The following is a 26,159-nucleotide window of genomic DNA, read 5'->3' as shown; positions in this document are numbered from 1 at the left end:
CTCCGGCGCGGGGGCCGGGGTCCGCCGGGTCAGGGACTCGGCGGGGGCCGCGTGGACGGTCGTCGGGCTGTACGACGAGAGCCGGCTCAGCTCGTTGAGCGCCTCGGACGTGATCGCGTGCCGCAGCCGCTCCTCGTCCTGGTCCTCGCCGCGGGCCCACGGCTTCGCGGGCGCGGCGTCCTTGCCGGGGAACAGGTCGGGCGACTCCGGCGGGAGCCAGCCGATCCCCTCCCGGATCGCCCGCCGGCTCGGCGGCTCCTCGGAGGTCACGGCCCGCCGCACGAGCTCGGCCGGGACGTCCGCCGGCCGCTCGGGCGTGCGGGCCCGGGCGTCGGCGGCCTTGGCCCGACGGCCGCGCAGGAGGCCGCCCCGGTGCTGGTGGCCGGCGGGGAGGATGTCCACGGTCATCGCGCCGAGCGGGACGCTGACCCCGGACGGTGCCGCCGGCTCGGGGGCCGGCCCGGGGTCGGGCTGCGCCGGGTGCTCGACCGGGTGCTCGGCCGGGTGCTCGGCCGCGGGGGCAGGAGCCGGGGCGGGCACCGGGGACACGTCCTCGTCCGGCAGCACCCGGACGAGCGGCGACCTCGCGGGCAGCGGGGGCGGTGCCGCGACCGGCGCCTCGGCGGGCGCCTCCGTGAGCGCGACGTGCTCGGGCAGCGGCTGGGGCAGCGGCTCGGGCAGCGGCTCGGGCAGGTCGAGCCCCTCGGCGAACAGGGCCGGGCCGTGGTCGACGACGAAGTCCGGGTCGGTCAGCGGGTCGTACGCCGCGAGCGGCACCGGCTCCTGCTCGACGGGCTCCGCCACGGCGTCGGCCACCGGCTCGGACTCGGTCTCGGCCACGACCTCGGGCTCGGTCTCGGCCTCTGTCTCGGGCTCTGTCTCGGGCTCAGGCTCGGTCTCGGGCTCGGTCTCGGGCTCTGGCTCGGGCTCGCTCTCGGCGTCCGGCCCGTCCACCGGCTCCTCGAGCGGTGCGAGTCCGGCCAGGTAGACCTCCGTCGGCTCCGGCGGCGAGAGCGGGACGACGTCGTCCTCGTCGGGCTCGGCGTCCGGTTCGACGACCGCGCTCGTGCCCGCCTCGAGGTCGACGACCAGCCGCAGCGCGGGCAGGTCGGGGCCGGCCCCGGCAGGCTCGACGTCCGCCCGGGTCGCGTGCTGGGCTCCGGTGGCCGCGGCCGCGCCCACGACCGGGAGCGGCTGGGGGACAACGGGTCCGGCCGGGGTCCAGCCGGTGCCGGACGGGTCGACGGCAGGGCCTTCTACAGGAGCACCGTCCGGTGCCCCCTCGACCGTCCCGGCGACGAAGGCGACGGCACCGAGGTCGACGTGGGCGACGGTGCCGCCACCGGCGCCGGCCGCCAGGTGCACCCGTGCACCGATCTTGGCGGCGAGCCGGGCGACGACGAAGAAGCCGAGGCGCTGGCTGCCGACGACGTCCGCGACGCCGCCGTTCGCGAGCCGCGCGTTGGCGTCGGCGAGCTCGGCCCCGGACAGCCCGATCCCCGAGTCCCGCACGCTCACCCGGACGCCGTCCACCGTCGCCCGGGTCTCGACGAGGACCGGCGCGCCCGGGTCGGAGAAGGCCGCCGCGTTCTCGACGAGCTCCGCGACGAGGTGCGCGGCCGGCAGCGCGAGGTGGGCGACGACGGGCGGGTCGGCCATGACGTTGAGCCGCACCCGGTCGAAGTGCTCGATCTCGCTCACGGCGGTGCGGACGACGTCCGACAGCGGCATCGGCGCCCGCAGCCGGCGGCCGCCGTCCGCCCCGGCGAGGACGAGCAGCGACTCGGCGTTGCGGCGCATCCGGGTCGCGAGGTGGTCGAGCCGGAAGAGGTTCTCCAGGCTCTCCGGGCTCTCCTCGGTGCGCTCGAGCTGGTCGATGAAGGCGAGCTGGCGCGAGAGCAGCACCTGGTTGCGGCGCGCGACGCTGACGAACATGTCGGCGACCGCCGCCCGCAGACCGGCCTGCTCGTGGGCGACCTCGAGGGTCGTCGCGTTGACCGACCGGAAGGCGAGCGCGAGCGCACCCACCTCGTCGGTGCCGTCGACGACGACCTCGGGGAGCGTGACGTCCTGGCCGGTCGCGACCTTCCCGACGATCCCGGGGAGCTCCGAGGCCAGGCGCGTGACGTCGTCCGTGAGCCGGCGCAGCGGTGCCGTGATCCGCCGCGAGAGGACGAGCGCGAGGAGCACGCTCACCCCGACGAGCGCGACGACGGAGCCGAGCGCGACCGCCGCCCGGAGCCGGGCCGCGGCGACCCGCTCCTCGGCCTGGGTCGAGGCGGTCGCCGACACGAGGTGGGCCACCTGCCGGAGCTGCTCGGCACGCTGCCCGGTCGTGAACACCCAGTCGGCCTCGGTGACCGGGACCTGCTCCGACGTGCCGGCGCCCGCGAGCGCCGTCCGCAGCCGGCCGAGGTCGGCGTCGGTGACCCGGCCGGACGTGAGCGCCGCGGTGAGGGCGGTGATCTGGGACGACGTCCCGTGGGCGCGCACCTCCTCGATCGTCCGGTCCTCGTCGAGGACGGCGATCGCGAGGTCGCGCTGCTGGGCGCCGGTCGGGGTGCCGCCGCGGATCATCGCGAGACCGGCGAGCTGCTCCCGGGAGGCGGCCTCGCCGACCCGGCCGAGCAGCGAGGCGACGGTGAGCGGCTGCGCGAGCGCCCGGTCCGTGAGGCCCTCGGCAATGCCGCCGGGGAGGTCGACGTCGGTGCGGATGACGTCGGTGTAGATCTGCTCGGCGAGCGCGGCGTCGACGGTGCCGGCGTCGACGCCGTCCCGGACGCCGCGCAGCCGGGTGTGCGCCTGCTGGGACCGGTCGACCGCGGCTGCGGCGCCCGCCGAGAGGCCGGACACGTCCGACGTCACGAGCGCGAGGTTGAGGGCCGAGACGTCGGCGTCGGTGCGCTCGCGGGCGGTCGTCAGCGCGGCCCGCGCGGACGGGTCGCCGCCGAGCACCTGCAGCGACGTCAGCCGCTCCTGCTGGAGCGAGGCGGCGACCCGGCCGAAGCCGTCACCGGCGGCCGAGAGCCGGCCCGCCCGCTGCGCCGCCGCGGCGTCCGAGAGGGCGGTCACGGCGACCGCCCCGGAGGCGACCGCCATCGCGAGCACCGGCAGTGCGAGGACGGCGAGGACCTTCCACCGGATGCCCAGGTGTCGAAGCATGCAGGACGTCAGCTCCCCTCGCCGCAGCACCTCGATGTGGAAGGGCACACCGGGTGTCGGGCCTTCATCGGCATCCGGCCGGCGATCATCGAGGGGTTCCGGGGGAGGTTCACCCGGGCGTCGCAGGCGGGTGTCCGCCGTCCGGGCGACTGCGCTGGCACGGCTCGACGGGCCCGCGACACTGGGTCCGTGCCGATCACGTCCGCCCCGCACCCGTCCGGAGCAGCCGGTGACGGCGGCTCCCCCGGCCGCACGGCCGTGGTCGTGCTCGCCGGTGGTTCGTCCCGGCGCTGGGGCGGCCGGGACAAGACCGCCGCCGTGCTCGCGGGGCGGGCCGTCGTCCTCCATGTGGTGGACGGCGCACGCGCCGCTCTCGGGGCGGGCGCCCCGGTCATCGTCGTCGCCCCCGCCGACCACCCGGCCGCCGACGGGCTCGCCGCGGCCGGTGCCCGGGTCGTCCGCGAGGACCCGCCCGGCGGCGGGCCGGTCGCCGGTCTCGCGGCCGGGGTGGCCGCGCTGCCGCCCGACGTCGACGTCGTCGCGGTCGTCGCGGGGGACGTCCCGTTCGGCGGACCGGCCCTGGACCGGACGACCCGGGCCCTGCGCGCCGACCACGGCGTGGACGCCGTCCTCGGCGAGGACCCGCTCGGCCGGTGGCAGCCGCTGCTCGGCTCGTACCGGGTCGCGGCGCTGCGGACGGCGCTGGCCGCCGCCCCGGCCGAGGGCCGCTCGGCGCGCTCGGTGCTCGGCGGCCTGACGGTCGCGCTGGCCCCGGTCGACACCCGCGAGTCGCTCGACCTCGACAGCCCCGAGGACCTCGCCGTCGCCGCGGCGCTGCTCGACCCGCGGTGACCCCCGCCCTCGGGCTGGCGGCCGCGCTCGCGGTCGTCACCGGCTTCCTGCCGTGGCCGGACGCCGTGGCGACCCTCGAGCGGATCTGGCCCGTCCTCGCCTTCCTCGTCGCGGTCACCGTCGTCGCCGAGCTCGCCGACGCCGCGGGGCTCTTCGAGGTCGCGGCGGCCCGGGCGGCCCGGCTGGCCCGGGGCCGGGTGCTCGCGCTGTGGCTGCTCGTCGTCGTGCTCGCGACGGCGACGACCGTGCTGCTCTCGCTCGACACGACCGCGGTGCTGCTCACCCCGGTGGTCCTCGCGCTCGCCGCCCGGCTCGGGCTGTCGCCGGTGCCGTTCGCGATGACGACGGTGTGGCTGGCGAACACGGCGTCCCTGCTGCTGCCCGTCTCCAACCTGACGAACCTGCTCGCCGTCGAACGCGTCGGCTGGAGCGCGGCCCGCTGGGCCGGGCAGCTCTGGGCGCCGGCGCTCGTGTGCGTCGCCGTCCCGGTCGCGGTGCTGTGGCTGCTGCACCGGCGGGAGCTGCGCGGCCGGTACGCCGCACCGGCACCCGCCGGGGCCGAGGTGGACGACGTCGCGCTGCTGCGGCTCGCCGGGCTGGCCTGCGCCGGGCTCGGGATCGCCGTCGCGGCCGGCGCACCGCCGTGGGCGGCCGCCGGGGCGGCGGCCGTCGTCCTGCTCGTCGCGTTCGCCCTGCGCCGTCGCGAGGCGCTCACGACCGGCCTCGCGCCCGTCGGTCTCGTCGTGACGACGGTGTCGATCTTCCTCGTCGTCGCGGCCCTCGACGAGCACGGGCTCGCGACGCTCCTGAGGGACGCCGCCGGGACCGCCGGTGCCGTCGCGCCGTCCGGGTTCGTCGACGCGCTGCGGGTGGCGGCGACCGGGGCCGTGTCGAGCAACGTCGTCAACAACCTGCCCGCCTACCTCGCCGTCGAGGGCGCCGTCCACGCCGGGCCGGGCAGCGACCCGACCCGGCTGCTCGCCCTCGTCGTCGGCACGAACGCCGGCCCGCTCGTCACGGTGTGGGCCTCGCTCGCGACGCTGCTGTGGCGGTCCCGGTGCCGGGCCGCCGGCGTGCGGATCAGCGCGCTGCGGTTCGCCGCCGAGGGGCTCGCGTGCGTCGTCCCGATGCTCCTGCTCGCGACCGCCGTGCTCGTCCTCACCCGCTGATCCGCCCGACCTGCCGCCGCCGGCCCGTGCCGGTGGGCCATGCTCGACCCATGACGGACGACGTTCGACGCGCCAAGGACCGGCTGCTGCACAACCTGCGGCTCCAGGAGCACGTGTTCGCGGGGGTGGCCGCGGCGCTGCCCCGCTGGCTCGAGGTGTGCGGCGCCGTCGCGGAGTCCGAGGACCGGGCGGACGCCGTGGCCCGCGTCGGCACGCTGCTGGGCCTGGACGCCGAGCAGGCGGCCGCCGTCCTGGACCTGCAGGTACGGCGGTTCAGCCGCGGCGAGCGCGCCGACATCGACGAGCAGCTCGCCGAGCTCCGCCAGCAGATCGACGCCGTCGACCTGAGCGCGTGACGGAGCGCGCGGTGCCCGCCGCCGACCTCGCCGCACGCTGCGACTCCGAGCCGAAGGCCTTGCGGCGCAGTGACTTCCGGGTGCTGCGCGCACTGCCCACGCGGTGGTCGGACGACGACACGTACGGCCACGTGAACAACGTCGTGCACTACCTCATGTTCGACACCGCGGTGAACGGCTGGCTCATCGAGGCGAGCGGCACGGACATCCGCACGCTGCCCGCGATCGGGCTCGTCGTCGAGACCGGCTGCCGGTACCTCGCCGAGCTGCGCTTCCCGGAGACGGTGACCGCCGGCATCGGCCTGGAGAGGCTGGGCTCGAGCAGCGTCGTCTACCGGCTCGCGCTCTTCGGCGAGCGGGCCGAGGAGCCGGCGGCGGTCGGCCGGTTCGTCCACGTGTACGTCGACCGCGGGACGCGGCGTCCGGTGCCCGTGCCCGACGAGGTCCGGGCGGCCCTCAGCCTGCTGGGCTGACGCCGTCCGGGGTGCCGGCCCCGCCGCGCCACGCAGCCCAGATGCCGCGGACGAGGTCGCGCACGTCCTGGTCGGTCCCGAGCAGGCCGGACGCGTCGCTGCCGTCACGCGCGGCGGCGTCCGCAGGCATCGTCATCATCGGCAGCAGGGCGAGCGCGACGGCGCTGAAGAGGTCCCACGCCGCGGGGTCCGCGGGGTCGTGCGGTGTGCCGTCCTCGTCCGGGAGCGCCAGCGGGACCGCCTCCGGGTCGGCGACGTGACGGATCACGAGGCCCTCGACGAGCGCCGAGAGGACCGTAGAGAAGGTGTGCACGGTGAACGGCGGCCGGGGCACCCAGCCGTACGCGGCGAAGAGCGCCTCGTAGAGCGGCTCGAGGGACTCGTTGAGCACCGTGTACTGCCGGTGCAGGAGCTCGCGGGTCGCCTCGTCGCGGCGGGCGAGCGCCGACAGCGCGAGGGTGAGCGCGAGCTCGGGGCGGTCCAGCCCGGCGACCATGTTCGCGCGCGCGTTGCGGCGGACGATCTCGTCCGGGGCGTCGAGCACCTCGAGGGCCTCGGTGACGTCCGAGACGGTCTCCTCCGTCGGCAGGATCTCGGGCGACAGCACCCACCTGAGCAGGTCGTGCCGGTAGGACTCCTGGTCGTTCCAGTGGTGGTAGAACGCGCCGATCGTCCGCCCGGCCCGGCGGGCGACCTCCGGGGCCGTGACCTGGTCGAGGATGCGACCGACCGGCTGCTCCCGGAGCAGCTCGGCACCGGCAGCCAGCAGGGAGGCCCGGGTCTGTTCGCCGGCCTCTGCCCTCGACCGGCGACCGGGGGAGTCCTCGGTCATCGCGTCCCCCATCTCACAGGGCTCAAGGGTTCCATGGCCGGCCGCCCGCCGTGGGCAACGGGGCCGAACGGGGGACGCCGCAGCCAGACATATCACCTACTATCTGATGTGCGGCATCGATCCGGCGGCCTCGTCCGGCGGGTGGATGTGAAGGCCGGTCACCCGGTGTCCGTGGACACGTCACGCACGACAGGCGGGCCGGGACGGGGCGGAACCGACGTCGTGCGTGGTCCTGGGGGCAGGACCGTGTGCGGGGCGGCTCCGGGTGACCGACCTCGCGCCTGGTCTGCGGCCCGGCGGCCGGTCCTCAGAACCGACGGACCGCACCGCCGGGCGGCGGACAGGGGCGCCCGCCCCGGGGCGCAACGGATCGCCCGCGGCCCTAAGGTCGAGCCATGCTGGCCGTCGTCGTCACCGCACCCGGAGGGCCCGAGGTCCTCGCCCTGCAGGAGGTGCCGGACCCCGTCGCGGGCGCCGGCCAGGTCGTCCTCGCCGTCGCGGCGTCCGCCGTGAACCGGGCCGACATCATGCAGCGGATGGGGCACTACCCTCCGCCCCCGGGGGCGCCCGAGCACCCCGGTCTCGAGGCGAGCGGCACCGTCGTCGAGGTCGGCGAGGGCGTCGAGGGCTGGGCCGTGGGCGACGAGGCCTGCGCGCTGCTCGCGGGGGGCGGCTACGCCGAGAAGGTCGCGGTCGACGCCGGTCAGCTGCTCCCGGTGCCCGAGGGCGTCTCCCTCGTGGACGCCGCCGCGCTGCCCGAGGTGACGTGCACCGTGTGGAGCAACGTCTTCATGCTCGCCGGCCTGCGACCGAGCGAGACGCTCCTCGTGCACGGCGGCTCGAGCGGGATCGGCACGATGGCGATCCAGCTGGCCCTCCAGGTCGGTGCGACGGTCGCCGTCACCGCCGGCTCGGCGGCCAAGCTCGCCGCCTGCGAGGCGCTCGGGGCGACCGTGCTCGTGAACTACCGCGAGCAGGACTTCGTCGAGGTCGTCCGGGACGCGACCGGCGGCCGCGGCGCGGACGTCGTCCTCGACAACATGGGCGCGAAGTACCTGGGCCGCAACGTCGACGTCCTCGCGACCGCCGGCCGGCTCGTCGTCATCGGCCTGCAGGGCGGCACCCGGGCCGAGCTCGACCTCGGCACCCTGCTCCGCAAGCGTGCGGCGGTGCTCGCGACGACGCTGCGCTCCCGGCCCGCCGCGGAGAAGGCGACGATCGTCGCGAGCGTCCGCGAGCACGTCTGGCCGCTCGTCGCGGACGGCGTCGTGCGGCCCGTCGTCCACGCGCGGATCCCGCTCGCCGAGGCCGCCCGCGCGCACGCCCTCGTCGAGGCCTCGGATCACATCGGCAAGGTGCTGCTCACCGTGTGACCGCCGGCCGGGTCGGCACCGTCCGGCCCGCGCCGCCACGCCGGCGGGACGACGAGCCCGCGGCGCCGGGCCGTCGTCCAGAGCACGGCCGACACGGCGAGGCAGACGACGACCGCGGCGGGCGACGCCTCGACGCCGAACCCGCCGCCGGTGAGCGCGTCCCGCCCGGCGACCGGGGCCGACGTCCAGACGCTGCCGCCGATGTCGTTGCCCGACACCGCGACCCCGAACACCCCGCCCTGCACGTAGTTCCACGCCGCGTGCAGCCCGATCGGCAGCCAGAGCCGGCCCGTGACGACGTACGCGAGGCCGAGCATGAGGCCGGCCTCCACGGCGATCGCGAGCGCCCCCCAGAGCGTCGCGTCCGGGTTCGCGAGGTGCGCGGCACCGAAGAGCAGCGCGGAGCCGGCGAGCGCGCCGTACGTGCCGACGACGAGGGAGAGCCGGCGGAAGAGGATGCCCCGGAAGAGGATCTCCTCGCCGACCCCGGAGACGACGCCGACGGCGAACGCGGTGCCCGTCGCGCCGAGCCCGCTACCGCCGCGCACGGTGTAGAGCCCGCCGAGCACCAGGGCTCCCAGCGCGAGGCTGAAGGCGGCCGCGCCGACGACGAGACCGAGGGCCAGCTCGCGCACGGCGGGCCCGGGGGCGAGCTCGGTCGCCGGCCGCTTCTCGATCCACCGGGTCAGGGCGACGTAGACCGCGGCGAACGCGGCGGCGCCGAGCAGCGCCGCCGGCCAGACGAGCGCCGGGACGGGTGACGCGTCCGCCGCCAGCGCGAGCGCCTGGACCGCGCCGTAGAGGCCGAGGAACCCGAAGAACCACGGCAGCACGACGAGCAGCGGGACGCCGTACCGCCGCCACCCGCCCGGGGCGGCCTTCTCCGTCTGCCCGGCAGCCGGGTCGGTCATCGCTGGCACCTCACGCATCGCTCGGGTCGCCCGGGCCGGACGACGCAGATCACGGTGCCACGTGCGGTGGCCGGCGTCGTCCATCGATCGGCGGACCTGCCCTGCGACCATTGCCTCCGGGGTGCGCACGATCTACGGTCCAGGCACCGGCAACGACGCCGGGCTGCCGAGGAGCGCGCATGGCCGAGATCCGGGGTTTCGCGAACGGTCCCTACGAGCGGCTCGCCGAGGTCCTGTCGGCCACCCTCGACGACGGTTCCGACCTCGGTGCGAGCGTCGCGGTGACGGTGGACGGCGAGTTCGTCGCCGACTTCTGGGGCGGTTGGGCGGACGCCGACCGCACGACGCCCTGGCAGCAGGACACGATCGTCAACACGTGGTCGACGACGAAGACCATGACCGGGCTCGTCGCGCTCATGCTCGTCGACCGCGGGCTCGTCGACCCCGACGCCCCCGTCGCGACCTACTGGCCCGAGTTCGCGCAGAACGGCAAGGAGGGCGTGCTCGTCCGGCACGTCCTCAGCCACAGCTCCGGGGTCTGCGGCTGGGAGCAGCCCGTCGTCCAGGAGGACGTCTACGACCAGGACAAGAGCGCGCAGATCCTTGCGGCACAGGCGCCCTGGTTCGAGCCGGGCAGCGTCGTCGGGTACCAGGCGATCGTCCACGGTCACCTCGTCGGGGAGATCGTGCGGCGGGTCACCGGCCGCAGCCTCGGCACCTTCTTCGCCGAGGAGGTCGCCGGGCCGCTCGGCGCGGACTTCCACATCGGGCTCGCGCCGGAGCACGACACCCGGGTGACACCGGTGCTGCCACCGCCACCGCTGCCGTTCGACTTCGCGACCCTCGACCCGGCGTCGCCGATGTACAAGACCTTCACCGGGCCGCCGGTCGGTGCGGACTTCGCGAACACGCCGCAGTGGCGGCGGGCCGAGATCGGCGGGGCGAACGGGCACGGCAACGCGCGGTCGGTCGCCCGCGTGCAGTCCGTCGTCGCCAACGGCGGCGAGCTGGACGGCGTCCGGCTGCTGTCGCCGGAGACGGTCGACCGGATCTTCACGGTGCAGGCCGAGGGCGTGGACGTCGTCCTCGCGGTCCCCGTACGGCACGGCCTGGGCTACGGGCTGCCCAGCGAGGCGGTCCCCTACGTGCACGACAACGGCCGGGTCTGCTTCTGGGGCGGCTGGGGCGGGTCGATGGTCGTCGTCGACGCCGCCCGCCGGACGGTCTTCAGCTACATGATGAACCGGATGGCCCCCGGCGTCGTCGGCGGCCCGACCGCGGAGAAGCTGCTCACGGTGTTCAACACGATCTGACCGCACCGTCACCGGTCCCGGCGGCTGCGCCGAGAGCGGATCTGCCTGGGGCAGAATGGGTTCCGTCTGCTCGGACCCGGTCCGCAGGATGACTGCACGCGACGTCACCGCCCCGGTGGCGCCCACGGCAGCCGCACCGCGGAGGAACCATGACACCGACCCTCGAGTCACCCGGCGCGGACCAGCGCCACGACGACCAGCTCACCGCCCGGCTGCTCCACGAGCGCATCATCGTGCTCGGCACGCCGGTCGACGACGCCGCCGCCAACCGGATCTGCGCGCAGCTCCTCCTGCTCTCCGCGGAGGACCCGCGCACCGACATCAGCCTGTACATCAACTCCCCCGGCGGCTCCGTCACCGCGGGCCTGGCGATCTACGACACGATGCAGCTCATCCCGAACGACGTGTCGACGCTCGCGATGGGGATCGCCGCGAGCATGGGCCAGTTCCTGCTCTGCGCGGGCGCCGCCGGCAAGCGGTCGAGCCTGCCGCACGCGCGCATCATGATGCACCAGCCGTCGGCCGGGATCGGGGGCACGGCGTCCGACATCGCGATCCAGGCCGAGAACCTCGAGCACACGAAGACCGTCATGCAGCGGCTCATCGCGATGCACACCGGGCAGAGCGAGCAGACCGTCGCCGAGGACAGCGACCGGGACCGCTGGTTCACCGCGGAGCAGGCCCGCGAGTACGGGATGGTCGACCAGGTCGTGTCCGGGCTGACCGACGTCCGGCCCGCGACCGCCCGCCGGAAGGTGGGGCTGGCATGAGCTACACGATTCCGACGGTCATCGAGCGGACGCCGAACGGGGAGCGCGCGTTCGACGCCTTCAGCCGGCTGCTCTCCGAACGGATCATCTTCCTCGGGACGCAGATCGACGACGGCGTCGCGAACGTCGTCATGGCCCAGCTGTTGCACCTGGAGTCGGAGAACCCGGACGCCGAGATCGGGCTCTACATCAACTCCCCCGGCGGCTCGTTCACCGCGGCGATGGCGATCTACGACACGATGCAGTTCGTCCGCCCGGACGTGTCGACGTTCTGCATGGGGCAGGCCGCGTCGGCCGCCGCGGTACTGCTGGCGTCCGGGGCGCCCGGCAAGCGGTTCGTCCTCGACCACGCGCGGATGCTGCTGCACCAGCCGTCGAGCCAGGGCGAGGGCACGGTCTCCGACCTGGCGCTGCAGGCGCGCGAGATCCTGCGGGTGCGCTCCGCCGTCGAGGAGGTGCTCAGCCGGCACACCGGGCAGGACGTCGAGCGGCTGCGCCGCGACCTCGACCGGGACCGGGTCTTCACCTCGCGGGAGGCCGTCGAGTACGGGCTCGCGGACGACGTCATCGTGCGCCGGCCCGGGGTTCGGGACGCGGCCTGAGCCGCGGCCTCAGGCCGCGAGGAGGGTGACCGACGCCCGGTAGTCGTTCGAGGGGCCGTGCGGGGCGGCTGCCGGGCCGGTCGGCCAGGTCGTGAGGTCGAGCGTCGCGAAAGCGCCGGCGAGCAGGGCGTGCGCCCGGCCGAGCAGGTCGACGAGGCGCAGATCGAGGGCCCCGGCGACCGCGGCGAGGATCTCCGAGGAGGCCTCCTTGCGGCCGCGCTCGACCTCGGAGAGGTAGGGCACCGAGACGCCCGCGGCGTCGGCGACGTGCTGGAGCGTGCGGCCCTGACGGTGCCGCTCCTCCCGCAGGACGGCGCCGACGACGGTGCGCCACAACGGGTCCGGGGCGGGGCGCCGTCCGGCCGCGGGCCTGCCGGTGGCCGTTCTCTGGTCGGGCACGGTGTGCTCCTTCCCGCGGTGACCCTCCCGACGGTAGGTGCTCACCGGGCCCGGCCGGAACGGTCGCGGGCCGGTTTGAGCCGTCGGCGTAACACCGGCGACGTGACCGGCCGCCCGGTCAGGAGTGCGGGCGGGCGACGACGTGAAGGATGCCGCCCGTCGCCCGGACGACGACGAAGCCGCCGGGCTTGGCCGCCCGCCCGGTCGCGTCGTCCGGGACGTCGTCGGGGCGGACCTGCTCGACCTCGCCGTCGACGAGCAGCGCGAACCGCTCGCCGGGCGGCGCCGGCCACAGCAGGCTCACGAGCGGCCGCTCGGCGGCGTTCGCGACCGAGCGGTGGCCGGCCCGCACGGTGGCGACCTCGCCGTCCCACGCGACGGCGACCGCCGACGCGCGCGGGCGCCCGTCGGCGTCCGTCGTGAGGAGCATGGGCGTCGTCCCGTACCCGGACGACACCTCCAGGAGCTTCTCGAGCTCGACCTTGACGCTCATGGCCTCATCCTCCACCACGGCTGTCGGTGCGGGCACCTAGCCTTGGCGACCGTGGCCGACGCCTACGAGTTCACCGCCGCACTGTTCCGCTGGGAGGGCAACGCCGCCTGGCATTTCGTCGGGCTGCCGGAGGACGTCACCGACGAGATCGACGAGCGGTGGGGCAACGCCGCCGGCGGCTTCGGCGCCGTCCCCGTCGAGGTGACCATCGGCACGACGACGTGGCAGACGTCGATCTTCCCGGACACCAAGCGCGGCTGCTACCTGCTGCCGGTGAAGAAGCCCGTGCGCACGAAGGAGAAGCTCGAGGACGGGTCCGTCGCGACGGTCACGTTGACCGTGCGCCTGGCGTAGGGCTCACCCCAGCGCGGCGACCGCCTCGAGCAGCCGGTCGACGTCCTCGTCGCTCGAGTAGACCGACAGGCTCGCGCGGACGGCGGAACCGGTGTCCCGGATGCCGAGCAGCCCGGCGAGCTCCCACGCGTAGTTGTGACCGGACCACACGTTGACCTCGGCCTTCGCGCAGTGCTCGGCGACCTGGTCGGGGGTCAGCCCGCGCACCCGGAACCAGATGGTCGGGGCCTGCCGGGCCGGGCTGCCGAAGCGCTCGACGTGGTCCATGGCCGTGAGGCCGGCGATCATCCGGGTCAGCAGGGCCTGCTCGTAGGCCTCGACGGCGGCCATCGAGGCGAGGATGCGCTCCCGGCGGGGGGCGTCCGGCCCCGGCTGGCCGTCGGCGCCGGCGAGGGCGCCGAGCCCGGCGACGTGGTCGACCGCCGCGGCCATGCCCGCGTGCTGCGCGAAGGGCGACGTGCCGTACTCGAAGCGGTCGGGGACGTCGGTCGAGGACGACGCGAGCTTGTCCGGCATGACCGTCTCGAGGAGGGCCGGGTCCCCCACGACGGTCGCGAGGTGCGGGCCGGACCACTTGTAGGCGCTCGTCGCGTAGAAGTCTGCGCCGAGGGCGGCGACGTCGACGGGCACGTGCGGCGTCGCGTGGACCCCGTCGACGTAGACGAGCGCACCGGCCGCGTGGGCGGCGTCCGCGATCGCCCGGACGTCCGGCCGGGTGCCGATGACGTTCGACGCGGCGGTGACGGCGACGAGCCGGGTCCGCTCGGACAGGTGCTCGGCGACCGCCTCGACGGGCAGCTCGACGTCGGGCAGCGTCGGCACGGCCCAGCGCACGGTCACCCCGGCGCGCTCGGCGGCCTGCACCCACGGGCGCACGTTGGCGTCGTGGTCGAGCCGCGTCACGACGATCTCGTCGCCGGGCTTCCACGTCTTCGAGAGGCCGTCGGCGAACCGGTAGGTCAGCGCGGTCATGCTCGGCCCGAGCGCGACGCCCTCGACCGCGGGCGCCCCGACGAGGTCGACGATGCCCTCGCGGGCGGCCCGCGAGGCGGCGTCCGACCGCTTGGAGGCCGCGAAGTACGCACCGTGGTTGCCGATGCCGGCCGCGTAGGTCGCCGACTCGGCGTCGATGACGGACCGGGGCACCTGGGTGCCCGCCGCGCCGTCCAGGTAGGCCCAGCCGTCCGCCAGCGCGGGGTACAGCGCCCGCACCTTCGCCACGTCGTACGTCACGTCGTCCGCCTCTCGTCGTCCGCCCGGCGCACGTGCCGCGCCGCCGGTCCGGCGCAGCCTACGACGGAGGCCGGATCATCCGACATCCCCGTCCCGAGGAGCGGGCGCCCGGTCGACGACCTGCCCTGGACGGGTCCTCGTGCCGAGGCTTTGCTCTGCCATCACCACCGAGCCACCCCGCTTGCTCTGCCATCACCACCGAGCCACCCTGCTTGCTCTGCCATCAGGAGCGAGCCGCGCCACAACGCAACCAGAAGTGCCGTCCAGGGGCGGTTCCGGCGGCCGGAGGGCAGTTCCGGTTGCGCTGTGGCACGGACGTCGGCGGCCCCGGTCGGCCCGGTGGTTGCCCGGCCGGATGGTGCCCGGCTCGCTGGTGATGGCAGAGCAAAGCACCCGGGCACCGGACGACCGGTGGGCGCACCGTGCCGCCCTCGCGCTGACGCCGGGAGCCGGACACGGCAGGATTGGGGTCATGAGCGAGAGCAACGGTGAGGCCGCGGACACCGAGCGGGGCGGGGATCGGCTCGTGGTCGTGACACCGGAGGGGATGGCGGTGACCGGTCAGCAGGAGGACGGCGAGCGCAGCCCGGCCGAGCTCATCGAGGAGCCCGCCAAGGTCATGCGGATCGGAAGCATGATCAAGCAGCTGCTCGAGGAGGTCCGCAGCGCGCCGCTCGACGAGGCCGGCCGTGCGCGGCTCGCCGAGATCCACGCCCGGTCGATCAAGGAGCTCGAGCAGGGGCTCGCACCCGAGCTCGTCGACGAGCTGCAGCGGATCACCCTGCCGTTCTCGCCCGACTCGACACCGTCCGACGCGGAGCTGCGGATCGCTCAGGCCCAGCTCGTCGGCTGGCTCGAGGGTCTGTTCCACGGCATCCAGACGGCGCTCTTCGCCCAGCAGATGGCCGCCCGCGCCCAGCTCGAGCAGATGCGCCGCGCGCTGCCCGGCGGTCAGCTGCCGCCGGGGATGGGCGGGCCCAGCAGCCCGATGGGCGCTCCCGGGATGCCGCGCGCGGACGACGGCGGCGACCGGCAGACCGGCCAGTACCTCTGACCCTCAGGAAGCCCTCCAGAGCGGCCGCGTGAGGCACGTCGGGCCGCCGTCCCCCTTGTTGAGCTCGGTCGCGACGTACGTGTGCACCTCGACGTCGTGCGCCTCGAGCGCGGCCTGCACACGCGGGTTGCCGGCGGGCAGGACGACGACGCCCGGGCGTACCGCGAGCACGTTGCCGCCCTGGGTCGCGAACTCCTCGGCGTCGACGTCGACGAGCGTGACCCCCTGGTCGGTGAGCCGCTCGAGGAGCCCGACCGGCGCGATCGGCCGGTGGACGACGGCCAGCCGCTGCGAGACGAGCGAGACGACGCTCATGAGGTGGAGCACGGCGTCGGGGCCGAGGTACCACGGCAGGTCGTAGCGGTGCCGCATCCGGACGCCCTCGTCACGGAAGAAGGTCGCGAGCTGGAGGTGCCCCTGGGCGTTCGTCCGGTGCCCGCGGCCCATCGCGAGGACGCCGTCCTCGAGCCACAGGAGGTCCCCGCCGTCGGCCGTCGCCGGCTCCTCGAGCCGCCCGACGACGGGCACCCCGGCCGCCTCGACGAGCGGCGCGAGCCACTCCGCCTCGCCGGCCCGGGACGGCTTCGCGGCGCGGAGCACGACGGCACCGCTGCCGCCGACGAACACGCTGTCGTACGCGTAGACGGCGTCGACGAGCCCGGGCGGCGCCTGAACCCGCACCACCTCGACGCCGAGCCGCTCGAGGAGGTCGACGAACGTCGCGTGCTCGGCGAGCAGCGCGCCCGGCTCCGGCTCGCGCCAGCCCGCGGCGGCGAAGTCGCCCTCGGTCGTCGGGGTCACGACGAGCGCCCGCCGCAGCGGCGCGACCATCGACCGGACGCCGTACCCGTGATCCGCCACGGCGGTGAACCTACCCGGCCGACCGCGGCGCGCGCCGCGACGTGAGCCACCCGGCGAGCACCCCGACGCCGAGGACGAGCGCCCCGACGAGGACCGACAGCACCGGCAGGGTGAGCGCCAGGACGACGCACCCGGTCAGCCCGAGGAGCAGCACGACCGTCGCCGGGCGGCCCTCGTCGCGCCCGAGCCGCCAGGCCGCCAGGTGGGTCAGGGCGTAGTACGTGAGCACGGTGACCGAGGAGAAGCCGATGACCTCCCGCAGGTCCGCGACGAGCACGAGCAGGGCGACGACGGCGGCGACGAACCACTCGGCGTGGTCCGGGACGCCGTGCCGCACGTGGGTCAGCCGCCAGGGCAGGTGACCGTCCCGGGACATCGCGAAGAGCACCCGGGAGACCCCGAGGAGCAGCCCGAGCAGCGCGCCCGCGGACGCCGCGACGGCCCCGACCCGGACGACGGTCTCGGCCCAGCCGCCCGGCAGCCCCGAGACGAGCCCGACGAGCGGGTCGGTGCGCCCGACGAGACCGCCCGGGCCCACCACGTGCAGGGCGCTCAGGACGACGACGAGGTAGAGCGCCACCGTCAGTGCCAGGGCCAGGCCGATCGCCCGCGGGATCGTCCGGCGCGGCTGCCTGACCTCCTCGCCGAGCGTCGCGATGCGCGCGTACCCGGCGAAGGCGAAGAACATGAGCCCGGCCGCCTGGAGCACGCCGTAGCCGGAGAATCCGTCGAAGGGGCGCAGTCCCCAGGCGCGCAGCTGCCACACGGTCTCGGTCAGCCGGCCGGGGGGCTCGAAGACGAACGCGCCGAAGGCCCGCTCCGCCGCGACGGGCGCCGGTCCGAACCACGCCGTGACGACGACGAGCAGCAGCGCCGCCGCCGCGACCGCCAGCGTCACGCGGGTCAGCCGCGCCCCCCGCTGGATGCCGCCCGTCCCGAGCAGGACGACGACGAGCAGCGCCCCGAGCGCCGTCCACCGGGCGTGCCCCGGCACCGCGTACGCCCCGATCGTCGACGCCATCGCCGCGCAGGACGCGGTCTTGCCGACGACGAAGGCCCACCCCGCGAGATGCCCCCGGCACGGTCCGAGCCGCGCCGTCGCGTAGGCGTACGTGCCGCCCGCCTGCGGGTGGACGGCGGCGAGCCGGCCGGACGACGTCGCGTTGAGCCAGGCGACCGCGCCCGCGAGCACGACCGCGAGCGGCAGCCAGCGTCCAGCGGCGAGCGCGGCCGGCGAGACGGCGGCGAAGATGCCCGCGCCGACCATCGATCCCAGGCCGAGCAGGACCGCGTCGCGCAGGCCGAGCCGGCGGGCCAGCACGGGCCGCTCGGGCCCGCCGGCCGCCGCCGGGCCGTCGTCCGCCGGGCTCACGCCGTCCGTTCCCCGAGCCCCGCGAGCAGCGCCTCGAGCACCTGGGCGACGCCGTCCTCGGCGCACGGCGGGGCGACGGCGTCGGCGGCGGCGAGCGCCTCCGGGTGGCCGTCGGCCATCGCGTAGCCGCGGCCGGCCCAGTGCAGCATGGGCACGTCGTTCGGCTGGTCGCCGAAGGCGACGACCTCGGACGCCGCAATGCCCCGCTCCTCGGCGAGGATCGCGAGCGTCGAGGCCTTGCTCACGCCGAGCGCGGCGACCTCGAGCAGCGAGCTGCGGGCGTCGGAGTGCACGGGCTCGGCGATCCCCGCGAGGGCCGGGCGGGCCAGCGCCAGCATCGGGTCGGCCGTCGAGGTCTCGTCGCGGCACAGCACCTTGAGCACGACCGGGTCGTCGGCGAGGAGGTCGGCGATCGTCCCGGACATCGCCTCCCGCGCCGCCTCGTGGTGCGGCATGAAGTCCGTCTCGCGGCGGTACCCGGTGAGCGTCTCGAGGGCGAAGCGGGCGTTCGGGAGGACGGCGCGGAGCGCGTCCACGGCGGCATGGACGGCCTGCGGGGTGAGCGCCCGGGTCTCGACGACCGTCTCGGTCGCGAGGTCGTAGACGAGGGCGCCGTTGCCGAGGATCGCCAGCCCCCGGTGCCCGGTGGCCTCGATGACCGGCGGCATCCACCGCATCGGGCGCCCGGTCACGAAGACGACGTCGACACCGCTCTCCTGGCACCGGGTGAGCACGGAGACCGTGCGCGGGGACATCGTGCCGTCGTGGCGCACGATCGTCCCGTCGAGGTCGGAGGCGACGAGCCGCATGCCCTCATCCTCGCCGGTCCCGGCGGCGGCTGTCGCACCGGTCCGCCCCGGACGGGGGAAGGCCGCCGGGGCATCCCCCCGCTGTGCCCCGGCGGCCCGGTTCCCCGCGGGCGAGGCAGCGGCGGGGAGGCCTGTCATCCGCCGTGTCTCGTCTGTCATCCCGCTGGTCACGTACCGGCAACCCTGACCGCGCTCGGGGGTGCCGTCAAGGGTCGGTGCACAGGTGCACCTTTTCGGCACCCCGCCCGGAGTAGCCTGCGACGCAACGGTTCTCGGCGCTCACCGTGGGCGACGGCCGCTCCGCGACGTCAGGCCTCGCCGAGGGCGACGAGCTCGGTGTCGGTGAGGAGACGCGAGCGCAGGAGGAACCGGACGCCGAGGGGCGCCTCGAGCGAGAAGCCGGCTCCGCGCCCCGGGACGACGTCGATCGTCAGGTGCGTGTGCTTCCAGTACTCGTACTGCGGCTTGGACATCCACACCGGGACGGTCACCTCGCCGTCCGGGCCACGGACGACGAGGTCGCCGACCCGCTGGTCCGAGGAGCCGGTGATGAACTCGCCGTCCGGGTAGCACATCGGCGACGACCCGTCGCAGCACCCGCCGGACTGGTGGAACATGAGCGGCCCGTGGTCGGCCATGAGCCGCACGAGCAGGTCGGCGGCGGCGGGCGTGACGTCGACGCGCGAGACGTCGTCCATGCGCACTCCTTCGTGCGGAGGGGCGGACCGGCGGTCCGGGGAACGGCCGGGCGGACGCCGCCGGCACGAGGCCGGCGACGTCCGCCGAGTACCGCGCCGCCCGCAAGGCCCTGCGGACGGCGGGTCCTGTCAGAAGAAGCCGAGCTTCTTCGGGGAGTAGGAGACGAGGAGGTTCTTCGTCTGCTGGTAGTGCTCGAGCATCATGTGGTGCGTCTCGCGGCCGATGCCCGAACCCTTGTAGCCGCCGAACGCCGCGTGCGCGGGGTAGGCGTGGTAGCAGTTCGTCCACACCCGGCCGGCCTCGATCGTGCGGCCCGCCCGGAACAGCGTGGCGTTGTCGCGCGCCCAGACACCGGCGCCGAGGCCGTAGAGCGTGTCGTTGGCGATCTTCATGGCGTCGTCGAAGTCGTCGAACTTCGTCACCGACACGACCGGGCCGAAGATCTCCTCCTGGAAGATCCGCATCGAGTTGTCGCCCTCGAAGATCGTCGGCGTGACGTAGTAGCCGCCCGCGAGGTCGCCCTCGAGGTGCGCGCGCTCGCCGCCGGTGAGGACCTTGGCGCCCTCGGCCTTGCCGATCTCGATGTAGGACAGGATCTTCTCGAGCTGGTCGTTGCTCGCCTGGGCGCCGATCATCGTCGAGGTGTCGAGCGGGTTGCCCTGGACGATCGCCTTGGTGCGCTCGGTGGCGTCGCCGAGGAACTGGTCGTACATCGACGACTGGATGAGCGCGCGGCTCGGGCAGGTGCAGACCTCGCCCTGGTTGAGCGCGAACATCGTGAAGCCCTCGAGGGCCTTGTCGTAGAAGTCGTCCCGCGCGTTCGCGACGTCGCCGAAGAAGATGTTCGGGCTCTTGCCGCCGAGCTCGAGCGTCACCGGGATGAGGTTCTGCGACGCGTACTGCATGATCAGGCGGCCGGTCGTCGTCTCGCCCGTGAACGCGATCTTGCGGATCCGCGGGGACGACGCGAGCGGCTTGCCGGCCTCGACGCCGAACCCGTTGACGACGTTGAGCACGCCCGGCGGGATGAGGTCGGCGATGAGGTCGACGAGGAACATGATCGACGCGGGCGTCTGCTCGGCCGGCTTGAGGACGACGGCGTTGCCGCCGGCGAGCGCCGGGGCGAGCTTCCAGACCGCCATGAGGATCGGGAAGTTCCACGGGATGATCTGGCCGACGACGCCGAGCGGCTCGTGGAAGTGGTACGCCACGGTGTCGTCGTCGATCTGGCTGATGGTGCCTTCCTGCGCACGCAGGGCACCGGCGAAGTAGCGGAAGTGGTCGATCGCCAGCGGGATGTCGGCGGCGAGGGTCTCGCGGACCGGCTTGCCGTTCTCCCAGGACTCGGCGACGGCGAGGGCCTCGAGGTTGGCCTCCATCCGGTCGGCGATCCGCAGCAGCACGTTCGACCGCTCGGTCGCGGAGACCTTGCCCCACGCGGGGGCCGCGGCGTGCGCGGCGTCGAGGGCGAGCTCGATGTCCTCGGCAGTGCTCCGGGCGATCTCGCAGAACGGCTTGCCGTTGACCGGCGAGACGTTCTCGAAGTACTGGCCCTTGACCGGCGCGACGCGCTCGCCGCCGATCCAGTTGTCGTAGCGCGACGCGTAGGTCGCGGGGCTGCCCGGCTGTCCGGGCGGGGCGTAGACGGTCATCGTTGGCCTCCAGCGCTCGTCCGGCCGTCGAGGCCGGGTCCGGTCTCGTCGTCGAGCCGGTGCCGAGGAACGTACGGACGCCGACGTTGCAACGACGTTGCACAGGTCACACGCGCGGCGGACGCCGGGCCGGGCCGGTCAGGCGGGCGCGAGCCGCCGGACGTGCGCGCGGGCCGTGGAGCGCTTGGGCGAGCCGTAGGGCAGCACCTGCTCGAGGAGCTGCCAGGCGGCGGCGTCGTCGTGGCCGCAGCCGGACGCCGTCCAGCGCTCGAGCGCGGCGGCGCTGCGCGACCGGAGCACCGCCTCGCGCAGCTCGGCGACGACCTCGTCCCGGGCCGCGACGACGGCGGGGGCGGCCGAGCCCGGCAGCGGCGGGCCGGGGAAGGCCTCGACGGCCTTGACGACCGCGCCGCGGGCGAGCAGCCGGCGGACCTCCTCGAGGTCGGTCGTCAGACCGACGACGAGCCGGTACGGCTTCGAGGCGAGCGCGTCGGAGCCGAACGCCTCGGCGAGCACGCGGCGCAGCCGGACGAGCTCGGCGCGGATCGTCACGAGGTGCTCGCCGCGCTCGTGGAGGGCGGCGTCGATGCCCTGACCGGTGAGGCCGAGCGGGTGCCGGGCGAGCAGCCACAGCAGCTCGGAGTGCCGCGGGCTCAGCGTCGTCGTGCGGCCGGCGACGTCGAGCACCGCACCGTCGCGGCCGAGCAGGCTCAGCGTGGCGGGCCGGGCCGCCGCCTTCGCCGCCTGCCGGGCCGTACGGGCGGCGTCCGCCTGCTCCGTGGGGCGGCGCGGGACGCCGATGACGGTCGGCCGGGACGACTCCCACGCGACCCGCTCCCGTGCGGCGGCGAGCAGCTGGGACTCCATCGCCGACGCGCAGGCCCGGACGAGCGCGAGGCTGCGCGGGCCGGCGAGCTCGGCCCCGCCGGTCAGGTCGACGACGCCGAGCAGCTCGCCGGAGAGCGGGTCACGGACCGGGGCCGCGACGCACGACCACGGGTGCACCTGGAGCCCGAAGTGCTCGGACGCCGCGATCTGGACGGGCTTGCGGGTCGCGAGCGCCGTCCCGGGGGCGTTCGTGCCGGCGCCGCCCTCGCTCCACAGCGCCCCGGCGACGAAGTGCATCGCCTCGGCGCGGCCGCGCAGCCCGCGGTGCCCCTCGACCCAGAGCAGCCGGCCCTGGGCGTCGCCGACCGCGACGATGTGGCCGGCCTCCTCGGCGTCCTCGGCGAGCAGCGAGCGCACGAGCGGCATGAGCGGTGCGAGCGGGTGGGCGTCCCGGTACGCGGCGAGCGCGGAGTCGTTGAACTCGATCGGGGCGTGCGCGACCGGGTCGACGCCCAGTCGCAGCGAACGGCGCCACGAGTCGGCGACGACCGGTCGGACGAGGTCGGGGAGCGGTGCGTCCGGCTCGGCGAGGAACGCCTCGTGGACGCCGTCCAGCGCCTCGGGACGCTCAGCGGTCATCCCTTGGGATGGTACGTGGCCCCGGTCACGTCCGGCAGGGGACGGGAGTGCCGCATCGTCACACTCATCCGCGCACCGGCGCGGGCGGACTTCGGCACCGTGTGCTGCCACTCGTGCTGGCAGCGGCCGCCCATGACGACGAGGTCGCCCTGGCCGGACGTCAGCCGGTGGACCGGCGGGCCGTCGTCCCCCGGCCGCAGCAGGAACGGACGACGCTCCCCGAGGGCGAGCGTGACGACGACGGCGCTGTCGAGCCGGGTGCGCACGGTGTCCCCGTGCCAGGCGACGCCGTCCCGCCCGTCGCGGTAGAGGTTGACGAGCACGGAGTCGAGGTCGACGCCGTAGTGCGCCGAGAGCCGGGCCCGGACCGCCTCGACCGGCGCCGGGAGCGCGGCGAGGTCCTCGCCGGACCACGCCGCGACGAGCCGCGGCTCGAGGACGTCGCGGTCGTACATGCGCCGCTCGCGCTGCCGCCAGGGCGCCGTCCGCAGGAGCAGGTCGAAGAGCGCGCCGTGCCCGCGGAAGGCGCCACGGGCGACGTCCAGCCACGACCGGGCGTCGAGAGCGACCCGGCGCAGCCCGGTGAGGTCGAGGCCCTCGCCGGACGCGGCCGGGCCGGGCGCGGCGACGTGGTCGCCGAGGTCCTCGGCGAACAGCCCTTCCTGCCACGACAGGCCCACTCCGGCACGCTACGTCGGACCCCCGACAGCGGGCCCGACGCCCGCGCGCCGGCGAGCGGTCAGCGGTGCGGCTCCTTCGGGTGCCGGACGACGACGACCGGGCACGACGCGTGGCTCACGACGTGCTGCGACACCGAGCCGACGAGCGCGCCGACGAAGCCGCCGTGGCCGCGGCAGCCGAGGACGACGAGGTCGGCGGACTCGCTGAAGCGGGTCAGCACCTCGGCGGGGTGGCCCTCGGTGACGACGAGCCGCACGGGCGCGCCGTCGAGGACCTCCTTGACGACCTGCTCGAGCAGGGCGCGGGTGTCGCCCTCGAGGTCGATGTCGTTGACGGTCGGGACGTAGCCGGACATCGTCGGGTAGCTCATGGTCACGTACGACCAGACCCCGACGGCGACGAGCTCCGACCCGGTGTACGTCGCCTGCCGGTGCGCCCAGCGCAGCGCGTCCTTCGAGGCGTCCGAGCCGTCGACCCCGACGACGATGCGTCCGTAGTCGGTGCGGGTGGGGGTGGCGGTGCTGTCGGTGCTCATGGCGGTCTCCTCGCGGGGCGAGGCGTGGTGGACGCCTCTGCCTCGATGCTCGCCCCCTGCCGGGCGGCCGGACCGGGCCCCTGGTCCCGCACCCGACCGAACCACCTTCGCGCACCCACGCGGACGACGACGGGCCCGCCCCCGGGAGGGGCGGGCCCGTCGTCGACCAGGTCCGGTGGTGCTCCGCGGTCAGCGGGTCTTGGCCGCCGAGCTGTCGGCCGTCACGTCGTAGCCGCCGAGCGGGTCCTCGGCGTACTCGCCCGCGGTGAGCGGCTCGAGGTCGTCGTACGTCTCGTCCTCGACGGCCGCGATGACCTCGGGGAACTCCGCACCGGACGCCGACAGGTCGGCGGCGGGGGCCGCGTCCTTGACCTCGACGACCGGCGCGGCCTCGACGACCGGGGCCGGCTCGGCGACCGGGGCCGCGGCGGCGGGCGCGAGGTCCATCGGCGCGGGCTCGAGGAGCAGGCCGGCGCCGGCCTCGTCCGGGGTCATCGCCTTGCCGGCGACGGGCAGCGGGGCGTCGCTGATCGAGGCGCCGGGGTAGCCGGCCTCCTTCTCCTCGGACAGCACGCTGGCGAGGACGCCGCGGATCGTGTCGAGCCGCTTGACCGAGTCCGCGTGCACCTCGAGGAGCGTCGCGAGGCGCTCGTTCTGGAGGTCGGTGATCTCCTTGGTGCGGCGGTCGGCGTCGGACAGCACGCGCTCGGCGCGCTGCGAGGCGTCGGCGAGCTTGGCGCGGGCGTCGGCGGTCGCGGCGGAGATGAGGCGCTCGGACTCCGAGCGGGCCTGGGCGAGGATCCGGTCACCCTGCTCGCGGGCCTGGTTGAGGATCGCGTCGGCCTCGGACTTCGCGCTGTCGGCGGTGAGACCCGCCTCCTGCTTCGCGGCCGCGACGACGACCTCGGCCTCCTCGGCGGCCTTGGCGACCTTCTGGTCGGCCTCCTCGGCGGCGAGGCGGAGGATCTGCGAGAGCCGCTCGCTGATCTCCTCGTGGGCCGGCCGGTTCGCGAGCTGGGTCTTCGCCGAGGCGGCCTCGTCGCGGGCCCGCTCGATCTCGCGGCGGGCGCTCTCGGCGTCCGCCTGCGCACCGCGGGTCTGCTCCTGCAGCCAGGCGATGTAGTCCTCGACCTGCTTCTTGTTGTAGCCGCGCACCTGCGTCTCGAAGAGGGTGTCCACGGACACGTCCTGTGCATTCAGGTTCGTCAGGTCCATCGTCTCTTCCTCGCGGGCTAGCGGCTGTTCAGGAGAGGATCAGAGGTGACTGTGACTGGCTCCGGGGACCGCGCGCAACTCACTCGTCCCGATTGCCCCGGTTCCCCCGCACCGCTATCACCCAGGGCAACTTCGGCGCTGCGCTCCGTCGCCTTTAGGTGCCCCGTCAGCGTCGCACTACAAGCGGTAACGCTACAACCTCGGAGAGTGGTCAATCACGAGGTGTCCGGACGCCATCACTGATCGGTACCGATCTGAGACTCCGCACGCGTCCCGACGGGTCCTTCAGCCGATCGAGATCCCGACCCAGGCGAGCAGCGCGACCGCGGTGCACCCGAGGGTCGCCGCGACCGCGAGCGGGACGGCGAGCATCTCCCGGCCGCGTTCGGCGGCGTGCGCCGTCCGGTTCCAGAGCACGGACGGCGCCCGGTGCCGGCCGCGCGAGGCGCCGCCCCAGTAGTGGCGCTCGAAGTCGACGTCCTCGAGGGCGTCGACGCGCGGGTCGCGCAGCGCACCGGCGCCGGCGACCCCGTGCCCGCCCTGGACCGGCGGCAGGTCGGTGGCCGGCTCGGCACCGCGGTCCGCGGCCGGCGCGTAGCGCGCCTCCGAGCCGATGCCGACCCCCGGGGTGGCCGGGCCCGGTACGGCGGCGACCGGCGGCTCGCCGTCCGGGCCGAGCGCGGGCACGCCGTACGCGGCGGTCGGGGGGACGTCCCCGAGGTCGCCGGGCGGACCGAACAGGCCGTCGTCCGCCCGGCCCGGCCACGGCAGCGCCGGGCCGTCGCCGTAGACGGTGAGCGCGCGCGTCGTGAGCTGGTCGGGGGTCTGCGGGCCGACGAGCGCCGCCCGCAGGCACTCGAGCACCTCGGCGACCTGCAGCGGCGACAGCCGCGGCGTCAGTGCGCCGACGGCGTCGTCGACCTCGCGGACGCCGACGACGTTGACGCCGGGCGAGACCGTCGCCGGCACGACGTCGTGCTGGACGGCACAGACGAACGCGCTGACCGTCGTCCGGTAGGCCGGGTCGAGGAGTGCGCTGATCGCACCGGCCGCGGCCGAGACCGCCGCCGTCTCGCGCAGTCGCGGGATGCCGTTCTGGCGCAGGACGCCGCCGCGGACCTCGACGGCGCCGGTCCACTGCCGGCTGAACATGACGACGACCCCGCCCGGGCCGACGCCGACGTGGTCGATGACGACGCCCGGGCGGCCCGGCCAGTGCACGGCGTCGAGGAAGGTCCAGCCGTCGGGCGCGAGGGCGACGAGGGCGTCCGCGACGAGCCGGCGGCCGGCCAGACCGTCGGTCCAGCCGTACTCGGCCCGCTGCGCGACGAGCAGCTCGCGCCGTGCGTGCGCGAGCTGCGACTCCGCCGCGGCGACCCGCTCCAGGGCACGCCGCAGACGATCGCTCGCTCCGTGGAGCCGGGCGGCGTCCTCGCTGGCGTGCATGGCGACGGTCCTCGGTACGGTCCGTGACGGCTCTGCGGCGTGCAGGGCCGTCGCGGGAGGGGCGGTGACGGTGGGT

26 protein-coding genes are annotated in these 26,159 nt (G+C 75.3%); 10 read left to right on the top strand and 16 right to left on the bottom strand.

Features of this window, described 5'->3' with window-relative positions; genetic code table 11:
* Window positions 1–3,162, bottom strand: a 3,162-nt coding sequence (locus tag ECOMGDLI_RS08990) for a nitrate- and nitrite sensing domain-containing protein (RefSeq protein ID WP_158220950.1), incomplete at its 3' end; no start/stop codon positions are given.
* Between the two features lie 189 nt (window positions 3,163–3,351).
* Here ECOMGDLI_RS08990 and ECOMGDLI_RS34520 point away from each other — a divergent pair.
* The 4 genes from ECOMGDLI_RS34520 to ECOMGDLI_RS08970 are packed head-to-tail and all read left to right on the top strand — an operon-like array spanning window position 3,352 to window position 6,012.
* On the top strand, window positions 3,352–4,014 hold the full coding sequence (locus ECOMGDLI_RS34520) for a molybdenum cofactor guanylyltransferase (RefSeq protein WP_158220949.1): 663 nt from the start codon (window positions 3,352–3,354) through the stop codon (window positions 4,012–4,014).
* On the top strand, window positions 4,011–5,183 hold the full coding sequence (locus tag ECOMGDLI_RS08980) for an SLC13 family permease (RefSeq protein ID WP_088316224.1): 1,173 nt from the start codon (window positions 4,011–4,013) through the stop codon (window positions 5,181–5,183). The genes ECOMGDLI_RS34520 and ECOMGDLI_RS08980 overlap by 4 nt, the downstream gene beginning before the upstream one ends.
* 50 nt (window positions 5,184–5,233) lie before the next feature.
* Window positions 5,234–5,539 (top strand): DNA gyrase subunit A, encoded by a 306-nt coding sequence (locus ECOMGDLI_RS08975; RefSeq protein ID WP_088316222.1) that lies wholly within the window; start codon window positions 5,234–5,236, stop codon window positions 5,537–5,539.
* A gap of 11 nt (window positions 5,540–5,550) precedes the next feature.
* A complete protein-coding gene (locus ECOMGDLI_RS08970) occupies window positions 5,551–6,012 on the top strand; it encodes a thioesterase family protein (protein WP_088316237.1) in 462 nt (153 codons plus the stop codon).
* Here the strand turns inward: ECOMGDLI_RS08970 and ECOMGDLI_RS08965 are convergent.
* Window positions 5,996–6,844, bottom strand: coding sequence for a TetR/AcrR family transcriptional regulator (locus tag ECOMGDLI_RS08965; protein WP_158220948.1), 849 nt, complete (start codon window positions 6,842–6,844; stop codon window positions 5,996–5,998). The two genes, ECOMGDLI_RS08970 and ECOMGDLI_RS08965, sit on opposite strands and share 17 nt — an antisense overlap.
* Window positions 6,845–7,239: 395 nt before the next feature.
* Between ECOMGDLI_RS08965 and ECOMGDLI_RS08960 the strand changes: the two genes are divergently transcribed.
* A complete protein-coding gene (locus ECOMGDLI_RS08960) occupies window positions 7,240–8,217 on the top strand; it encodes an NAD(P)H-quinone oxidoreductase (RefSeq protein ID WP_088316218.1) in 978 nt (325 codons plus the stop codon).
* Here ECOMGDLI_RS08960 and ECOMGDLI_RS08955 read toward each other — a convergent pair.
* Window positions 8,187–9,128 (bottom strand): CPBP family intramembrane glutamic endopeptidase, encoded by a 942-nt coding sequence (locus ECOMGDLI_RS08955; RefSeq protein WP_143447592.1) that lies wholly within the window; start codon window positions 9,126–9,128, stop codon window positions 8,187–8,189. The two genes, ECOMGDLI_RS08960 and ECOMGDLI_RS08955, sit on opposite strands and share 31 nt — an antisense overlap.
* 179 nt (window positions 9,129–9,307) lie before the next feature.
* Here ECOMGDLI_RS08955 and ECOMGDLI_RS08950 point away from each other — a divergent pair, with 179 nt between their 5' ends.
* The 3 genes from ECOMGDLI_RS08950 (at window position 9,308) to ECOMGDLI_RS08940 (ending at window position 11,813) form a co-directional block, all read left to right on the top strand.
* A complete protein-coding gene (locus ECOMGDLI_RS08950; protein WP_088316214.1) occupies window positions 9,308–10,441 on the top strand; it encodes a serine hydrolase in 1,134 nt (377 codons plus the stop codon).
* A 149-nt stretch (window positions 10,442–10,590) separates the two neighbouring features.
* On the top strand, window positions 10,591–11,211 hold the full coding sequence (locus tag ECOMGDLI_RS08945) for a ClpP family protease (protein ID WP_088316212.1): 621 nt from the start codon (window positions 10,591–10,593) through the stop codon (window positions 11,209–11,211).
* Window positions 11,208–11,813, top strand: a complete 606-nt coding sequence (locus ECOMGDLI_RS08940; protein ID WP_088316210.1) for an ATP-dependent Clp protease proteolytic subunit — start codon at window positions 11,208–11,210, stop codon at window positions 11,811–11,813. The genes ECOMGDLI_RS08945 and ECOMGDLI_RS08940 overlap by 4 nt, the downstream gene beginning before the upstream one ends.
* A gap of 9 nt (window positions 11,814–11,822) precedes the next feature.
* On the opposite strand, the gene ECOMGDLI_RS36430 is transcribed toward ECOMGDLI_RS08940, so the two are convergent.
* Both ECOMGDLI_RS36430 and ECOMGDLI_RS08930 read right to left on the bottom strand, forming a co-directional pair.
* Window positions 11,823–12,212, bottom strand: a complete 390-nt coding sequence (locus ECOMGDLI_RS36430) for a helix-turn-helix domain-containing protein (RefSeq protein ID WP_304441389.1) — start codon at window positions 12,210–12,212, stop codon at window positions 11,823–11,825.
* A 118-nt stretch (window positions 12,213–12,330) separates the two neighbouring features.
* Window positions 12,331–12,705 carry a pyridoxamine 5'-phosphate oxidase family protein gene (locus ECOMGDLI_RS08930; RefSeq protein WP_088316206.1) on the bottom strand — a complete coding sequence of 125 codons (375 nt, stop codon included), beginning with the start codon at window positions 12,703–12,705 and terminating at the stop codon, window positions 12,331–12,333.
* Between the two features lie 51 nt (window positions 12,706–12,756).
* Here ECOMGDLI_RS08930 and ECOMGDLI_RS08925 point away from each other — a divergent pair, with 51 nt between their 5' ends.
* Window positions 12,757–13,059: a DUF1905 domain-containing protein gene (locus tag ECOMGDLI_RS08925; protein ID WP_088316204.1), complete on the top strand. Its 303-nt coding sequence runs from the start codon at window positions 12,757–12,759 to the stop codon at window positions 13,057–13,059.
* A 3-nt stretch (window positions 13,060–13,062) separates the two neighbouring features.
* Here ECOMGDLI_RS08925 and ECOMGDLI_RS08920 read toward each other — a convergent pair whose 3' ends face one another.
* A complete protein-coding gene (locus tag ECOMGDLI_RS08920; RefSeq protein ID WP_088316202.1) occupies window positions 13,063–14,292 on the bottom strand; it encodes a cysteine desulfurase-like protein in 1,230 nt (409 codons plus the stop codon).
* 472 nt (window positions 14,293–14,764) lie between these two features.
* Here ECOMGDLI_RS08920 and ECOMGDLI_RS08915 point away from each other — a divergent pair, with 472 nt between their 5' ends.
* A complete protein-coding gene (locus ECOMGDLI_RS08915) occupies window positions 14,765–15,346 on the top strand; it encodes a bacterial proteasome activator family protein (protein WP_088316200.1) in 582 nt (193 codons plus the stop codon).
* 3 nt (window positions 15,347–15,349) lie between these two features.
* Here ECOMGDLI_RS08915 and ECOMGDLI_RS08910 read toward each other — a convergent pair whose 3' ends face one another.
* The 10 genes from ECOMGDLI_RS08910 to ECOMGDLI_RS08865 all read right to left on the bottom strand — a co-directional run bounded on the left by ECOMGDLI_RS08910 (window position 15,350) and on the right by ECOMGDLI_RS08865 (window position 26,083).
* Window positions 15,350–16,207, bottom strand: coding sequence for a dimethylarginine dimethylaminohydrolase family protein (locus ECOMGDLI_RS08910; RefSeq protein WP_088316198.1), 858 nt, complete (start codon window positions 16,205–16,207; stop codon window positions 15,350–15,352).
* Between the two features lie 10 nt (window positions 16,208–16,217).
* Window positions 16,218–17,579, bottom strand: coding sequence for an APC family permease (locus ECOMGDLI_RS08905; RefSeq protein WP_233153374.1), 1,362 nt, complete (start codon window positions 17,577–17,579; stop codon window positions 16,218–16,220).
* On the bottom strand, window positions 17,576–18,388 hold the full coding sequence (locus ECOMGDLI_RS08900; protein WP_088316196.1) for an HAD-IIB family hydrolase: 813 nt from the start codon (window positions 18,386–18,388) through the stop codon (window positions 17,576–17,578). Before ECOMGDLI_RS08900 ends, ECOMGDLI_RS08905 begins: the two co-directional genes overlap by 4 nt.
* Window positions 18,389–18,696: 308 nt before the next feature.
* On the bottom strand, window positions 18,697–19,086 hold the full coding sequence (locus ECOMGDLI_RS08895) for a DUF779 domain-containing protein (protein WP_088316194.1): 390 nt from the start codon (window positions 19,084–19,086) through the stop codon (window positions 18,697–18,699).
* A 129-nt stretch (window positions 19,087–19,215) separates the two neighbouring features.
* Window positions 19,216–20,739: an aldehyde dehydrogenase gene (gene adh, locus ECOMGDLI_RS08890; RefSeq protein ID WP_088316192.1), complete on the bottom strand. Its 1,524-nt coding sequence runs from the start codon at window positions 20,737–20,739 to the stop codon at window positions 19,216–19,218.
* Between the two features lie 138 nt (window positions 20,740–20,877).
* Window positions 20,878–22,206 (bottom strand): GAF domain-containing protein, encoded by a 1,329-nt coding sequence (locus ECOMGDLI_RS08885; RefSeq protein ID WP_088316190.1) that lies wholly within the window; start codon window positions 22,204–22,206, stop codon window positions 20,878–20,880.
* On the bottom strand, window positions 22,203–22,886 hold the full coding sequence (locus ECOMGDLI_RS08880; RefSeq protein ID WP_198954702.1) for an alpha-ketoglutarate-dependent dioxygenase AlkB: 684 nt from the start codon (window positions 22,884–22,886) through the stop codon (window positions 22,203–22,205). The genes ECOMGDLI_RS08885 and ECOMGDLI_RS08880 overlap by 4 nt, the downstream gene beginning before the upstream one ends.
* A gap of 59 nt (window positions 22,887–22,945) precedes the next feature.
* Window positions 22,946–23,422 carry a universal stress protein gene (locus ECOMGDLI_RS08875; protein WP_088316188.1) on the bottom strand — a complete coding sequence of 159 codons (477 nt, stop codon included), beginning with the start codon at window positions 23,420–23,422 and terminating at the stop codon, window positions 22,946–22,948.
* A 189-nt stretch (window positions 23,423–23,611) separates the two neighbouring features.
* Window positions 23,612–24,601, bottom strand: a complete 990-nt coding sequence (locus ECOMGDLI_RS08870) for a hypothetical protein (protein WP_143447591.1) — start codon at window positions 24,599–24,601, stop codon at window positions 23,612–23,614.
* A 321-nt stretch (window positions 24,602–24,922) separates the two neighbouring features.
* Window positions 24,923–26,083: an NERD domain-containing protein gene (locus ECOMGDLI_RS08865; protein ID WP_088316184.1), complete on the bottom strand. Its 1,161-nt coding sequence runs from the start codon at window positions 26,081–26,083 to the stop codon at window positions 24,923–24,925.
* Window positions 26,084–26,159 lie beyond the last annotated feature (76 nt).

Origin of the sequence: Kineosporia sp. R_H_3 (assembly GCF_002198675.1) — a bacterium.
Lineage (GTDB): Bacteria > Actinomycetota > Actinomycetes > Actinomycetales > Kineosporiaceae > R-H-3.
This window is presented reverse-complemented; position numbering and strand designations above follow the sequence as displayed.

Bases quoted from the DNA above. Each gene is read 5' to 3' on its own strand.
- ECOMGDLI_RS08975 (WP_088316222.1), top strand. From the start codon at position 5,234: ATGACGGACGACGTTCGACGCGCCAAGGACCGGCTGCTGCACAACCTG.
- ECOMGDLI_RS08965 (WP_158220948.1), bottom strand. From the start codon at position 6,844: ATGACCGAGGACTCCCCCGGTCGCCGGTCGAGGGCAGAGGCCGGCGAA.
- ECOMGDLI_RS08960 (WP_088316218.1), top strand. From the start codon at position 7,240: ATGCTGGCCGTCGTCGTCACCGCACCCGGAGGGCCCGAGGTCCTCGCC.
- ECOMGDLI_RS08955 (WP_143447592.1), bottom strand. From the start codon at position 9,128: ATGACCGACCCGGCTGCCGGGCAGACGGAGAAGGCCGCCCCGGGCGGG.
- ECOMGDLI_RS08950 (WP_088316214.1), top strand. From the start codon at position 9,308: ATGGCCGAGATCCGGGGTTTCGCGAACGGTCCCTACGAGCGGCTCGCC.
- ECOMGDLI_RS08945 (WP_088316212.1), top strand. From the start codon at position 10,591: ATGACACCGACCCTCGAGTCACCCGGCGCGGACCAGCGCCACGACGAC.
- ECOMGDLI_RS08940 (WP_088316210.1), top strand. From the start codon at position 11,208: ATGAGCTACACGATTCCGACGGTCATCGAGCGGACGCCGAACGGGGAG.
- ECOMGDLI_RS08930 (WP_088316206.1), bottom strand. From the start codon at position 12,705: ATGAGCGTCAAGGTCGAGCTCGAGAAGCTCCTGGAGGTGTCGTCCGGG.
- ECOMGDLI_RS08915 (WP_088316200.1), top strand. From the start codon at position 14,765: ATGAGCGAGAGCAACGGTGAGGCCGCGGACACCGAGCGGGGCGGGGAT.
- ECOMGDLI_RS08900 (WP_088316196.1), bottom strand. From the start codon at position 18,388: ATGCGGCTCGTCGCCTCCGACCTCGACGGGACGATCGTGCGCCACGAC.
- ECOMGDLI_RS08895 (WP_088316194.1), bottom strand. From the start codon at position 19,086: ATGGACGACGTCTCGCGCGTCGACGTCACGCCCGCCGCCGCCGACCTG.
- adh (WP_088316192.1), bottom strand. From the start codon at position 20,739: ATGACCGTCTACGCCCCGCCCGGACAGCCGGGCAGCCCCGCGACCTAC.
- ECOMGDLI_RS08885 (WP_088316190.1), bottom strand. From the start codon at position 22,206: ATGACCGCTGAGCGTCCCGAGGCGCTGGACGGCGTCCACGAGGCGTTC.
- ECOMGDLI_RS08875 (WP_088316188.1), bottom strand. From the start codon at position 23,422: ATGAGCACCGACAGCACCGCCACCCCCACCCGCACCGACTACGGACGC.
- ECOMGDLI_RS08865 (WP_088316184.1), bottom strand. From the start codon at position 26,083: ATGCACGCCAGCGAGGACGCCGCCCGGCTCCACGGAGCGAGCGATCGT.